Source organism: Vibrio sp. 10N.261.52.A1, from assembly GCF_002876325.1.
Lineage (GTDB): Bacteria > Pseudomonadota > Gammaproteobacteria > Enterobacterales > Vibrionaceae > Vibrio > Vibrio chagasii.
In genome coordinates, this window is record NZ_MCYD01000146.1 from 1 (window position 1) to 568 (window position 568).

Annotated in this window: 1 pseudogene; it reads right to left on the reverse strand. The window is 44.9% G+C overall.

Annotated features, from left to right (window positions below):
• Window positions 1–562 (reverse strand): annotated as a pseudogene (asnB, locus tag BCT81_RS01990) (asparagine synthase B); the annotation flags it as partial.
• Window positions 563–568 lie beyond the last annotated feature (6 nt).

The window sequence follows — 568 nt, forward strand, 5'->3', positions numbered from 1 at the left end:
GCTCTGCATCTTTCGAAGAGTAGAAGCTACCTGGAGGGAACTCGCTGATGGTCTTACATACAGGAACCAGAGCTTTCATTTCAGAAGCAACATAGTAGTTACCGTGTTCATCGTAGCCTTGGTAAAGCGGGATGATACCGATGTGGTCGCGGCCTACTAGGTATTCGTCTTTTTCTTCATCGTATAAAACGAATGCGAAGATACCGTTTAGTTCTTCTAGCAGGTCTGCGCCCATTTCTTGGTATAACGCTAGGATAACTTCACAGTCAGAGTCGGTCTGGAACTGGTACTTATCTTCATAGCGAGCACGAAGTTCTTTGTGGTTATAGATTTCGCCGTTTACCGCAAGAATGTGTTTCTTGTCTTGGCTGTATAGCGGTTGAGCACCACTATTTAGACCAACGATAGCTAAACGCTCGTGAGCAAGGATTGCTTTGTCACTTGCATAGATACCAGACCAATCTGGTCCACGGTGACGAAGCTTTTTAGACATTTCTAAAGCGATAGGGCGAAGTGCTGCGGCATCACTTTTTATGTCGAGAATGCCAAATACTGAACACATAGAACT